General features: G+C 38.4%; 12 protein-coding genes. 2 read left to right on the forward strand and 10 right to left on the reverse strand.

Annotated elements, in window-relative coordinates:
• Position 1 precedes the first annotated feature (1 nt).
• The 6 genes from CRO15_RS04415 to CRO15_RS04440 all read right to left on the reverse strand — a co-directional run bounded on the left by CRO15_RS04415 (position 2) and on the right by CRO15_RS04440 (position 7,961).
• Positions 2-3,511: an efflux RND transporter permease subunit gene (locus CRO15_RS04415; protein WP_097044551.1), complete on the reverse strand. Its 3,510-nt coding sequence runs from the start codon at positions 3,509-3,511 to the stop codon at positions 2-4.
• A gap of 70 nt (positions 3,512-3,581) precedes the next feature.
• Positions 3,582-4,772, reverse strand: coding sequence for an efflux RND transporter periplasmic adaptor subunit (locus CRO15_RS04420; RefSeq protein WP_097044552.1), 1,191 nt, complete (start codon positions 4,770-4,772; stop codon positions 3,582-3,584).
• A 23-nt stretch (positions 4,773-4,795) separates the two neighbouring features.
• Complete coding sequence (locus CRO15_RS04425) at positions 4,796-6,154, reverse strand: TolC family protein (protein ID WP_097044553.1); 1,359 nt, start codon at positions 6,152-6,154, stop codon at positions 4,796-4,798.
• Positions 6,155-6,760 (reverse strand): TetR/AcrR family transcriptional regulator, encoded by a 606-nt coding sequence (locus tag CRO15_RS04430; protein ID WP_097044554.1) that lies wholly within the window; start codon positions 6,758-6,760, stop codon positions 6,155-6,157.
• A gap of 215 nt (positions 6,761-6,975) precedes the next feature.
• Complete coding sequence (locus CRO15_RS04435) at positions 6,976-7,410, reverse strand: hypothetical protein (RefSeq protein ID WP_097044555.1); 435 nt, start codon at positions 7,408-7,410, stop codon at positions 6,976-6,978.
• Positions 7,411-7,415: 5 nt separating this feature from the next.
• Positions 7,416-7,961, reverse strand: a complete 546-nt coding sequence (locus CRO15_RS04440) for an RNA polymerase sigma factor (protein ID WP_097044556.1) — start codon at positions 7,959-7,961, stop codon at positions 7,416-7,418.
• A gap of 181 nt (positions 7,962-8,142) precedes the next feature.
• On the opposite strand from CRO15_RS04440, the gene CRO15_RS04445 reads away from it, so the two are divergent.
• Both CRO15_RS04445 and CRO15_RS04450 read left to right on the forward strand, forming a co-directional pair.
• Positions 8,143-9,126: a polyprenyl synthetase family protein gene (locus CRO15_RS04445; protein WP_097044557.1), complete on the forward strand. Its 984-nt coding sequence runs from the start codon at positions 8,143-8,145 to the stop codon at positions 9,124-9,126.
• A 64-nt stretch (positions 9,127-9,190) separates the two neighbouring features.
• Positions 9,191-9,622 (forward strand): hypothetical protein, encoded by a 432-nt coding sequence (locus CRO15_RS04450; protein WP_097044558.1) that lies wholly within the window; start codon positions 9,191-9,193, stop codon positions 9,620-9,622.
• Between the two features lie 5 nt (positions 9,623-9,627).
• On the opposite strand, the gene CRO15_RS04455 is transcribed toward CRO15_RS04450, so the two are convergent.
• From CRO15_RS04455 to CRO15_RS04470, 4 genes are all read right to left on the reverse strand, one after another.
• Positions 9,628-10,770, reverse strand: coding sequence for a lycopene cyclase family protein (locus tag CRO15_RS04455; protein WP_097044559.1), 1,143 nt, complete (start codon positions 10,768-10,770; stop codon positions 9,628-9,630).
• Positions 10,771-10,989: 219 nt separating this feature from the next.
• On the reverse strand, positions 10,990-12,111 hold the full coding sequence (gene chrA, locus CRO15_RS04460; protein WP_097044560.1) for a chromate efflux transporter: 1,122 nt from the start codon (positions 12,109-12,111) through the stop codon (positions 10,990-10,992).
• Between the two features lie 264 nt (positions 12,112-12,375).
• On the reverse strand, positions 12,376-12,555 hold the full coding sequence (locus CRO15_RS04465) for a SymE family type I addiction module toxin (RefSeq protein ID WP_097044561.1): 180 nt from the start codon (positions 12,553-12,555) through the stop codon (positions 12,376-12,378).
• Positions 12,556-12,763: 208 nt separating this feature from the next.
• A complete protein-coding gene (locus tag CRO15_RS04470) occupies positions 12,764-13,462 on the reverse strand; it encodes a hypothetical protein (protein WP_097044562.1) in 699 nt (232 codons plus the stop codon).
• Positions 13,463-13,465 lie beyond the last annotated feature (3 nt).

The raw sequence follows: 13,465 nt of genomic DNA on the forward strand, positions 1-13,465 counted from the left end.
ATTAGACTGCTATATCAAGCACCTTCTTTTTGTTTTCTTCTTTTCTTATTCTTCGTTTATGTAGTCTTACTTTAATTCTATATACCAAACTAAATAGAATTGGAACTACGATCAAGGTCAAGAAGGTAGCTACAAACAATCCGTAGATTACTGTCCAGGCCAATGGACCCCAGAAAATTACGTTGTCACCACCAAAGTAAATGTTTGGATTGAACTCACTGAATAAGGTAAAGAAATTAATGTTGAATCCTGTTGCCAAAGGAATCAATCCAAGAATGGTAGTGATTGCAGTCAATAGTACAGGACGTAACCTAGCTTTACCGCCTTTTACAACAGCTTCCAAGAAATCCTTTGACTCCAAAAGATCATCCTCTTCTAAATCTAGCTCCACTTTTTTCCTGTCAATCAATAGTTGTGTGTAATCCAATAGTACCACACCATTGTTTACCACAATACCTGCCAATGAAATAATTCCCATCATGGTCATCATGATTACGAAAGCACTTCCAGTCGCCACAATTCCACCAAATACCCCAATCAAACTTAAGAAAATGGCCAACATAATGATTCCAGGTTTGGAAACAGAGTTGAACTGGAAAATCAAAATAAAGAAAATCAATCCAAGACCGGTAAAGAAGGCTCCCATTAAAAAAGCCATTTGCTTGTTCTGTTCTTCTATTTGACCTGTATAATCAATTTTGATATCAGCTGGAAGATCCGCGAAACTTTCCATTTCATCCTGTACCTTGCTCACAATTGCACCTGCATCGGTAAAGCCTGGAGCCAATGCTGAATATACAGTTACTACTCTTTGCGTTTCTTTATGTTTGATAGCGCTAAAACCGGAAGTGTTTACCTGTCTGGCAACGGCCGAAATAGGTACCTCTTTGGTTTGTCCTGAGTTTTGATCCTTAAAAGTGATCTTTTGGTTGAAGATTGCACTGGTGTTATACCTGTTCTCTTCATTGAAACGAACATAGATGTCGTAATCCTCACCATCTTCTTTATAGATACCTGCTTTCGCCCCAAAAATGGAGTTCCGAAGTTGTTGCCCCACCTGACCAGTAGATACACTAAGCTCTCCAGCTTTTTTTCTGTCCACTTCAACAAGCATGGAAGGCTTGGATTTATTCACATCAATTTTAAGCTCATCAATTCCAGGAATGTTTTTTCCATTGATGTAATTACGCATTTTTTCTGCTGTCGCAATCAATTCAGAATAATCATTTCCTTCCAACTCAATGTTGATAGGATACCCCGCTGGTGGACCCACAGCATCTTTTTCCACTGAAATAGCAACACCAGGATATACATCTTTTAACGCTTCCTGTACTTTTTTCAGAAGATCATTACTGTTTGCACCTTCACGGAATTTGTACTCCCGCATGGTTGCGGTAATTTTTCCACGATGAGGCATTTCGGCGGCAGAACCACCATCTGTCTGTGGGTTACCAGCTCCTTCACCAACTTGAGATACCGCACTTTCGGTCAAAAAGTTGTAGTCCCCATGCATATAGGTATTCTCGTTGATGATATCATAGACTCTTTTTTCAATTTCATCGGTGATTTCATTGGTCTTTTTAATATCGGTTCCTTCAGGATATTCGATATAGACAATAATCTGATTTGGAGTGTTGTCCGGAAAGAATTCAACTTTGGTACGCTGACTTCCTACTGATGCTCCAAAGCCCATAAAGGCAATCAGCAATAATACAAAAGTGCCTATGGCAATATAGATGGGCTTTCTGCCAGCTAAAGCCTTACGCAAAGTTTTTTCATAGAGTTTTTCCCATTTGGGCAAAATTCTGTTTTGAAAACCGTTGGCCCAGCCTCTAAGGAAAAGTCGGTAGCCCCAAAGTAAAATAGCGGTAACGATCATCAATGTACCCAGAGCACGATAAGTGCCTCCAAAAATGACAATCAACAGACCAATTCCTGCAACAATAGAGGTTATTTGAATGATTTGTTTTAAGGGCATATCCTTGTCCTCTGTGGTCATATAACGAGATACCAAAACGGAGTTAAAGAAGATGGCCACAAACAGTGATGAGCCCAATACAACGGATAAGGTTACTGGGAAATAGATCATGAACTGCCCCATAACCCCGGGCCATAACCCTAACGGAACAAAAGCTGCCACCGTTGTTAGGGTTGAAATAATAATGGGGAAGGCAATTTCACCGATTCCTTTTTTTGCAGCTTCCATACGCGACATGCCTTCTTGATCAATAAGTCGATATACATTTTCAACTACCACAATACCATTATCTACCAGCATCCCCAGTCCCATGATCAAACCAAACAATATCATGGTGTTCATAGTATAGCCTAACATGCTTAAGATCATGAGTGACATAAACATTGACATTGGAATGGCAAACCCAACAAAAAGGGCATTTTTAAATCCTAGGAAGAACATCAAAACGGTGACAACCAGAATAATCCCGAAGATGATATTGTTCACCAAATCATCAACCTGGCCAATGGTCTTTGAGGATTGGTCATTGGCAATACTGATTTTTAAGTCTTGTGGAAATTCATTTTTAACAGCTTCGTCCACAATTACTTGGATTTGCTCTGCGGCCGCCACCATGTTTTTACCTGCACGTTTCTTTACATCAAGCATTACCACAGGTTCACCAAACTCGCGTGCATAAGTGGTTTTATCCTCTTCCTTAAAGGAGATTTTTGCAACATCCTTTAAATAAACAGGGTCATCATTCTCAGATTTTACCACAAAACTTTCAAGGTCACTTGGGCGATCTATTTCGCCAACGATCCTTATGGTTCTTCGTTGCCCGCTGGTAATCAGGTTACCGGCAGAAGTAGTCATGTTTTCCCTGCTGATAGTATTTATGATATCATCAAAGCTTACTTTGGCCGCCATCATTTTATAGATGTCCACTGCGACTTCAACTTCTTTTTCCTGGGCACCTCTAATATCAACTTGTTTTATTTCTTGCAAGCTTTCTATTTCATCTTCTAAATACTCCCCGTACTCCTTAAGCTTATCTACGGGGTAATCTCCAGAGATATTTATGTTTAGGATAGGAATTTCCTCGGACATACTGAGGTCAAAAACGTTGGGTTCCACTTTTGCTCCATTAAAGGTGGGCCAATCTTCGCCGGCAGTTTGTGAGTCAACCTCATCCTTTACTTTTTGTTTGGCAGCTTCAACGGAAATACTCTCGTCAAATTCCACAATGATCATGGAATAATCTTCCTGCGAAGTTGATGTTATCTCAACAACATTACTGACAGTTTTAAGCTCATCTTCAAGTGGGTCGGTGATTAATTTTTCAATATCCTCAGCTGTGTTTCCCGGGTAAAGGGAGCTAATGTAGATTTTTGTTTCCTTGATTTCCGGGAAGTTTTCCCTGGGCATGCTAAAGTATGCGGATGCCCCTAAAAAAAGGATTACCGCAATCAAAACATACATGGTTGTTTTGTTGTCAATGGCCCAAGATGACAACCGAAACTCTTTATCTACTTTTTTCTTTTGTTTGCTCATTCTTTTAAAAGTCTTTAGCCTATGATTGATAGACGTTAGTTGATTGTTTTTCTACAGATTGATCTGTTGGCTATTGACCATGGCTTTGATCACCATTCTTGATTCTAACTTTTTGCCCTTCCTTAACGCTTCGTGCACCTTCATCAATAATACCATCTCCATTGCTTATTCCAGAGATTACCTCAACATAATCCCCTTGGGTTTTTCCGGTTTCAATAATTACTTTCTTGGCAATGGCATCTGAAGAAATGGAGTCTGCATCCACTAAATACACATATTGTTCTCCTTCGGCATTTTCCGAAACGATACTTTGGGGAATAAGGATTGCATTCTCATTGGTGTAGTCATTGATCATGACTTTTGCCGTAAGGTTTGGCTTTACTTTGCCACCTTCACTGGGAACTGGGATTTCGGCGGTGAATGATCTATTACTTGGATTGATAAAATTCCCTGTCTGTCTTATTTTGGTCGATACACTATCCCCTAAAACTGGAAAATATACCTGAACATTTTTACCGGGTGTTACATTTGGTAAATGGCTTTCTGGAACCTCTACTTCAATGTACATATTGGACAGGTTCACAATTCGGAAGACCTCTGAACCAGGTCCAGGGCTCACTACTGTTCCCTGATCTTTGATCACATCATCAATAATACCTGAAAATGGTGCCCTAATTGTGGATTTTGAAACCTGACTTTGCATTTGCTTTACAGCACTTTCTTGTGCTTCATATGTGGTTTTTGCCTGTAGGTATTGAATTTCCGAACCAATGTTTTGTTCCCAAAGTCTTTTTTGACGTTCAAAAGTGGTCTTTGCTAACTCAGATTGAGTCTTTAGTTGTGCTAACTGGCTGGACAATCCTCCATCATCAATTGAGGCCAATATCTGTCCTTTACCAACTTTTTGTCCCTTTTTAACATAAACTCGGTATAACGTACCACCCATTTCTGGGTAAACCAATACATTTTGTTTGGTCATTACATCACCCTGAAGCTCCAGATAATGATTGAACTTTTCGGTTTTGGCCTCAATAGTGGTTACCAAAGGTAATTTGGCATTGTCATCTAGTGTAGCGATTACGGAATCTAAAGATTTTAGATTTTTTTCCAGAGCTTTTTGTTGTTCCGAAATTTCGGTTCTCTTTGCTCGGATAGCCCCCAAATCGTTTCCGGCAATAACACCTTCCACAGAACTGTTGCCTCCACCTCCGCAAGAAGATAAAATTACCCCTGTGAATACTATATATATAATTCTTTTCATGATGATATGGTTTTCTTTTTTGATTATTGATTTAGTATGGTTTCCAAGGTAGTTTTTCGGTTAATCACGTCTACCATGGATTGCAAATATTCTTGTTGGGTCGAGTAGAGCTGTGTCTGCGCTTGTCTAAGCTCGAAACTCGTGGCCAATCCTTCGGAATACTTTATCTGATTTTTATTTTCAATACGCTCGGCGAGCTTCAGATTTTCCTTAGAGGTGCCGTATTCTTCAATAGAAAGGATATAGTCGCTTTTTGCACTTTCCAATTGAAGACGAATCTGTTCTTGAGCTTCTGTCAATTGTGTTTTTGCTTTATCAAGGGCAATTTTGGCACGTTGTGTACTGGCACTCCTGCCCAAAGAACTGAATATAGGAATGTTAAGGTTGAAACCCATAACGGAAGACCCGAACCATTGCTGACCACTGCTCAAAAAATTAAAGCTGTCACTAAAAGAAGAACCTCCGTAATTGACAAAAGCATTTAAAGTGGGTAAGGCCCTACTTTTGGCGAGCTTATGTTCAAAAAATCGTTGTTCATTTAGATTTAGAGCCAGTTTATAATCCACATTGTTCTCCATTTTAAACTCTGTGTCCAAAAGGCCAAGATCAATTTGCTTTTGCGTAAGGTCGTCCAAACTTTCTGTCAAAACTGTGGGAGATTCAATGGGAAGCCCCATGGTCAAATTCAACATTTGGAGGGTGATTTTCTCCAATCGCTTGGCATTCTTTAACTGGTTCTCTATGGAAGACAACGTAATCTGTAATTGGTCGACACTTTCTTCATCTCCAAGACCGTTTTCATAAATGCGTTTGGTCTCGTAAAGATTTTTTTCCAGAGTCGCTTTGTTGTTTTCAGAGATCAAAACACTTTCCTGGGCAAGTAGCACATTGCCATAAGCTTCCACTACAGCTTTGCGAACATCCAAATCGGTCTTTTCCTTGTTGTTTTGACTATAGCTCAGAAAAGCTTTGGTGGCCTGAACACCTACAATATAGGATCCATCAAAAATTTGTTGTTCCAAGGTAGCCGTAGCAGTTGCCGTTTGCGGTTGTCCAAAAACAATAGGAACAAATACATCAGGGTCTCTTACAACTCCAGGAGGTAAAAACTCTTCGGGAACTAATATCGAAGGGAACTGTGATTGGGGTTGTTTAAGCTGATTTTGATAACTAATGGCACCAGAAATCTGAGGAAGGCCCGTTGCAATGGTCTCCCATTTTTGTTTTTGGGCATCTGTGATATCCCTGTTGGCGTTAATTGCACTATAATTGTTTTCTAGTGCATATACAACGGCCTCATCCAAACTAAAACTGTTTGTACTGTCTTGAGCCTGGGAAAACCATGTGAATAGCAATAATAAACTAGTTAAGGTTGTTCGCATTTATTCTTGATTTGAATTGATGATTGAGTTTAATATTTGTCTTCCTTTTGGCGTTACTATCCCTCTTAAATGATATTCCAAGTAATAATCCATTAGTTGGGGCATTGAGAAGATTTGCATTGGAAAAAGATTATTGTCCTTAATACTGGTTACCCCAGAAAAATAAATCCGGGATACAAATTCTGCATTTAGATTATCTCTGTATATTTCCATATCCATTCCCCGCATTACATTGTCCAATACGCAGTCCTGCATTACTTCAAAGTGCTTTTTTTTTAAAGTTTCGTGTATTTTGGGGTAATACTTCTGCAATTGGAATTGGGGAGACGATTTCTCATCTTTGAGATGTAGCATTACAAACTTCTTTATTTCATAAAGCTCCTCAATTGGGTTTTTTTGTAGGGCAACAATTTCATCTATGCCATTGGAAATGTACCAGAATAAATCCATAGTACTTTCTTCAACCAATTTGGTCTTGTTCTCAAAATGGGAGTAAATTGTTTTTTTGGAAATCGCCATCTCATTGGCCAAGTCATCCATGGTTACACTCTTAAAACCTAGATTTAGGAATAGCTCCGTTGCTTTATGTAAAATCTTTTCTCGCATAATGGGGAGCAAAAATAGACGCGGAAACTCTAAAAACAAAAAAAGTTTCCAAAGTTTTACATTTTTTTAACGAATGGTTAATTTTTGATTTTGCACTATGCTAATCAATACTATATTGACGAATATCTGGGCCAGAATTGGACTGAACTGTAGTTTTAGGTCTTGAACTCCAGAAAAAAGCTCTGCGGCCGTAATTTTCAATTCTTTTGAGGACTTTAGTTTTCTTCTGTGGAGCCATTGTTTTCTTCTTTTTTAATTCGTTCTACATAGGTGCTAAAGGCTTTTTTACCCTCCTCTTTCCAGTATTGGTCATAGTATGTCCAATCTGAACCTCCATTTTTTGGATCACAAAAGTTGTCCCATTTCTTATGTTTTTTGCTCTTTTTGCTGCCTGGCCCTGATGAATCACTGCCAAAACCGAAAATTATTTTGGCCAACAATAATAGACCAAAAGACTGCCAGTAGGTAAGGGTGGTCAGACCAAAAATATCAGGCATCAGCCAATTCCATAACCACATGAACACAAACCCCATTAGGAATATAAAGAGGATGCCCATAACAATCATGAAAAATATCTTGAACCCTTTGGTTACATATTTTTTCACTTTTTTCTCTACTTTTCTTTCATAGTATATATCACTTGGTTCCATATCTCTTATGTTTTATTCATTTTAATTTTTTCTGTTTCTAAATAGTTTGATAGTAGCGATAGCGCCCTGTGTCTTCTTGACATTAATGTTCCTTGGGAGATTCTAGTTTGTGCTGCAATTTCCCGATAGGTATAGCCTTCAAAATCAACCGCAATAATAATATCACGATACAATGGTTTCAGTTGTTGTATCGCTTTTTTCAGAGCATTCATCAAATCTTCTGAATATGAATTATCTGCACTCCCATAAAAAAGCTCGGCAAACTCGGCCCATTTCGTATCAATGCCTTCGCTTTCATGGACCTTCTCTTTTTTGGTCCGCATTACATCTATAATTTTGTTTTTAACAGAGTTATAGACAAAACCAGCAACGTTTGTAATTGGTGAAGAATCATCTGACCTTGAAAATATCCGCAAGGCTACATCTTGTATGATATCCTCCGCATCTCGTTCTGTAGAATCATCCACCTTGGACTGTACATAAGTCTTGAGAGAATGATACTCATCATTGAAAAAAGTCGAAAGGTTTTTATAATTCTCTTTGTTGGTCACCGTTCAAAAAAGACTGTTTGCTGCCTTCAATTATAAAGACGAAGGTTTTCAAATCTATTGCGTTTTTTGCACAAACTTTTTTTGAATCCTGTTGATTTTGATTTTTGAACCAAAGAAAATGACGTAATAAACTCTTGAGGAATACCCAAATTGTTTCATTTATTGATCTTATTTTTGGCGTATGGCGAATTCAAATTCAATTGAGCAATATCGGAATGCTTTTGTTTCTTACATGGAGAGAAAGACAAAAGTCAAAGAACCCAAAAACCTCTATGACCCCATTAATTATATACTAGGCCTTGGAGGAAAGCGCTTGCGTCCTGTACTTACCTTAATGACTTCGGATTTGTTTGGAGGGAATTATTCGGATGCCATGGATGCCGCTCTTGCCGTTGAAATGTTCCACAATTTTTCCTTGGTACATGATGATATTATGGACGATGCTCCTTTACGAAGAGGAAAAACTACCGTTCATGAAAAATGGGATATAAACACCGGTATTTTATCTGGTGATGCCATGTTGATCAATTCCTATCAGTTTTTGGAGAGCTATCCCTCCGATACTTTTAAAAAACTGACTTCTCTTTTTAGTCAAACGGCTATTGAAGTTTGTGAGGGGCAACAATACGATGTTGATTTTGAATCCAGGGATGATGTGACCATTCAAGAGTATTTAAAAATGATTGAATACAAGACGGCGGTTCTGGTGGCCACAGCCATGAAAATGGGAGCCATTATTGCAGAAGCCTCGGAGGAAGATACCCGGGCAATCTATGATTTTGGAAAAAACCTGGGCATAGCTTTTCAATTACAGGATGATTATTTGGATGCTTTTGGCGACCCCAAAACTTTTGGAAAACAGGTGGGGGGCGATATTATTGAAAACAAGAAAACCTTCCTATACCTAAAATCCTTGGAGCTGGCCGAAAAAGGAAAAAAAGAGGGGCTGATACATTTATATTCCATAAAGCCTGAAGATTCGGAGATAAAGGTGAACACGGTGAAATCTATTTTTGTGAACAGTGGGGCGGTGGAAGAAGCAAAGACGGAAATAGAATCCTATACACAAAAAGCATTTCATGCATTGTCCACAATCAATATGCCTGAGCAGAACAAGTTGATGCTAAAACAGTTTGGAGAAAATCTTATGAGACGAACGGTTTAGAGTTTTTTTAAGCAACCTTACCATTGTTTTTTCATCTTTGGATTGAAATTCAAAGAGATACCGGATGCGATTTTTTCTGTTGCTTGTTGTTTTATTAGGGTTGGGATGCTCAAATGATGATGAAAATTTTGAGATTGATTCTTTCTATGATTGTAAAAAGGGTACAGAAAAAGATTTTTCCATATCCAGTAGCGAGGTAATTGGAAAATGGAAGTGGATTGAAAGCAGCTGCTCATTCTGCTTGGATCCAAAACCTTACAGAGCAGATAAAAAAGTCATAGCTGAGTTTAAATCCGATAAGACATACATGGTGGTAGAAGATTCAAAGGTCGTTTCCGAAGGAACTTGGGATATACAAGAAAAACAATCGATATTTATTATGGTTCTTGATCCGAAGCCAAAATATCTTGATGGGACGATACTTGTATGCCAAAATCAGCTTATCTCAGATGCACGTCCATGGGATGGGGTCGGATATTTGTTTACAAGGAATTAGCTGCTTTATGTTATCCTGTTCCATAGCGCTTTTAAAAAAGGCAGTTTTGGACAAGCACTAATTATTTTCAAATCTTCCCAAAGGGAAGTTTCCTCATCCAAGAATTTTAAGATCAACTGCGGCTTTCTTTTTTTGAACATAGACTCAAATATGGATTGGCCCAAATAGTTGTCGCGATAAAGAATGTCCAACAACAGTAGATCATAAAACCAAAACCTATTTTTTTTAGAAAATTTAGGGATTGTTTTTTTCTTTTTTAAATGTTCCGCCAAAGCAGAAACTTTTTTGCTGGTATTGTAAAAAGTAAATCCAGTGCTGGGTTTTGTCCATCCGCCAGCTACTCCAATATGCATGATTCTGTTTGAATTATGCTTGTGAAATTTGTAGCAGGTCATGGGAATGGTTCCTTGTTCCACAGCTGTTATTTCAAAAGCGGTATTGCCAAAGTTTTGTTTCATATAATCCCGTATCCCATTTTCGTATTCTGATTTTCCCAGTAGATTTTCTGAGAAAAGGGTATACTCCAAAAGTGCTTCTGTTTCAGAAAATGGAAGCACATACATAAAGCGGGTATTACCTTGTTGTGGAATTGAAAAATCCATGAACGTAGCTTCTTCTGGACTAAAAACTGATTTCTCTGCTTTTATAAACCAACCCAAAAAGTGCTGTTGAAGCAAAGGATGTTTTTGCTGTTTTTTGATTTTTTGAAGGTTGAAGAGGCTGTTGAATACGGTTGTACCAGTAAAAAAGCCGTTTTGTGAAGTGACCAAAACCTTCTTTCCGTTTTCTTCAACCATGATTACACGATCCTTCACCCATGTAACATTAGGTTGTTTTTTGATTTTGTCCACATAATGGTCATAAAAATCAATTCCCCGGAGCATTTTGTATCTGTAGGGAACAATTGCAGAAGAACGGTTCAATTCTTTTCCGGCAAAATGAATGTTGGGCCAACTTTTATGTAGCAAATGGTCAAACTTTCCACTTCCACTTTCCCAGAAACACCATGTGCGGTCGTTTTTGGTTTTATCGTCCAGATCAATGATCAAGATGGAACTGGACGAAAAGAAATCATCGCTTACAAGGGCATCTGCCAATAAAAGACCAGCCGCTCCAGCACCAATAATGATGTAATCAAAGTGGGACATGTCTCAAAAATACGGAATGGAAAATTGTACGAAGGAGGAAATCGGCGGTTTGTTGTGTGAACTTAAAAAAATACATTTTTGTTAATGAATTAGTTAACCTTTTCAACTTCGAGAAGTCATCCTGAGCTTGTCGAAGGAGCATCGAGAAGTCTTAAATCCTAGATTTAGGTCTCGACTGCACTCGACCTGACACGATCAAATTATCGAGAATCAGTAACGTTATATTAAGGTAAGTATATAGCCTATCAAGGCCCCTCCCAAAACAATAAAGGCACTATTCAGTTTTTTAAAGACAAAAACAACGATTAAACTAGTAATGGCAATGGTAATAGTTCTCCAATCGGTCAAAGTATCTTTTCCCATTTCTACACAAACGGCTACGATCAATGCAACTGCTGCTACATTAACCGAATCTAAAACTGAGCCTACGATTTTTGATTTCCGCATTTTGGGAATCAATGGATTTAAGATCAGAACAAAAAGAAAAGAAGGCAGAAAAATACCAACCGTAGCCATAAGTGCTCCCATAGCACCGTCCATTTGCCAACCAATAAAAGTGGCGGTAGATAATACAGGCCCTGGCGTAATTTGTCCAACAGCAACCGCATCAATCAAAGCTTGCCTGGTCAACCATCCATTGGCAACCAGCTCTGCATCCAAAAAAGCAAACAAAACATATCCGCTACCATATAAAATTGCCCCAACTTTTAAAAATGTAAGGAATATTTTAAAGGACTCCACTTTAAAAGGGTCACTGATTTGAAAAAGCAAAAGAGGAACTAGACTTTTTACATTGCCTATACTTTTTTTGGCAAAATAGAGGCCCAGACCAAGCAAACCCGTGCCAAAAAGTGCTGCTATTTCATTTACACCTAACAAACAGGCCGCTAAAGCAATACTGCCCAATAGGGTAAGCTCCTTGGTTTTGACCGCTTTTTTTCCAAGTCGGAATGCAGCCATTATAATGATGGCAATAACAGCAGGTTTAATACCATATATAAAAGGTTCTACTTTGGGCAATTGCCCGTATTCTTGATAGAGCCATGCAAAAAGAGCAGTGATTACAACTGCGGGAAAGATAAAACAGATGCCTGCCACAAAAAGCCCTTTCCATCCGGCGCGCTCGTGCCCGCAATGCATGGTCATTTCGGTTGAGTTGGGGCCCGGAATAAGGTTGGTGGCGCCTACTAGATCAAGAAAATGCTCCTGAGTCATCCACTTTCTTTTATTGACCACCTCGTCCTCCATCATGGCAACGTGTGCTGCAGGACCACCAAAAGCAATGCACCCCAATTTGAAGAACAGTTTCGCAATTTCCTTTAGCTCATTCTTCTGGGACATTTTGGTTTGGCTTTTTTCGGTTTGATGAACTCATCTTGAATAGGGACAAAAATAGGAAAAGGTAGGTAGATCCGAATAGTTTTCGTCTTTACACGAATCACACGAATTTTCACCAATTGATGGAATCAGTGTTAAGAGTATTATTTTGCTCCTTCCCTTGCCAAGGGAAGGTGGATTAATGCTTTAGCTTCAATCCGGAAGGGATAATGAACCCTTTCCGTCACGCAAACGTGACACCTTTCCCTAAAAGGGAAAGGAATGTGTTTAATCCTCCAAAATAAGTACCAACACCTTATTTTCTTGAATAACTTTAACGGTCTTGCCCTGTTCAAAACCAAGTTCTTCCAGCCACTTGCCCTCCAACCGGATTTCGGGAACGGTAGTATGGTCCCAAGCACGGCGGCGGAATTTAGAGTGAATCTTAAGTTTTCGGAGTGGTTTCAATTACGAATATTCGATTAGAACGAATATAATATGGAAGTTTTTAGCACTTGTTCGGTATAGTGAACAACAGCCCATAAATTATGTTAAATATGGTCTTTGAGTTAAAGAATTATAGAAAAATGGAAAAACCAACCCTCGTTTATTGACCTTGATTAAAATTACAGAGGGGCTTGGGGGTATCTATAAGCCAACTTTTGGATTAGCTATTCTACTTTGTATTATCCTCAAACCAAGGTCTTGGATTTAATTCAGATTTGATTAAAACTTTCAAAACGGAATCTTTGTCAATATTCCAGTTAACCTCCTCAAATCCAGAGTTTTCTCCACTTATTAGATTGTAGGCTGACTCATGTAATCCAATCTCTATTAGATAATGAAGAAGGCTGTTTGCTTCTCCGGGAGTCAATTTTCTTTCTGGAAATTCGTATGAGATAAGTTTGGCAAGAGTGTCATTTATAATTTCGTGGTTGACTTCTAAATCAGAACCTTCATTCATAATTTGCTTTATCTCCTTGACAATTTTATATACTGTCGCATCATTACCTTCGCTTTTTCTTCTACCCCAAAATTCTTTGTAATATTTTGGGGATTCTTCAATTTCAATAAAGGTCAGTTCAAGACTATCAATAAGATTCTTAGGACTTTTACTTACATCCAAATACCAATTCCAGTCACTTTCCCAGTCTTCCTTACTTATTAGATTATTGTATCCAATTTTTTTGAAAGTTTCATGAATCATTAAAATATTCTCAGGCTTCTTAATCCAATTGTTTGTCTTGTCATAGCCAAATCTTAAATGCAGAAAACTCAATTCCTTTTCGTGAAACTTAGGAATCATTTTTTGATTATTGGTATTTCTACAGCTTAGGAGTGAAACAAGGACTGTTACCCAAAATATGTTTTTCATTCT

It is taken from the genome of Flagellimonas pacifica, from assembly GCF_900215465.1.
Taxonomy (GTDB): Bacteria; Bacteroidota; Bacteroidia; order Flavobacteriales; family Flavobacteriaceae; genus Flagellimonas; species Flagellimonas pacifica.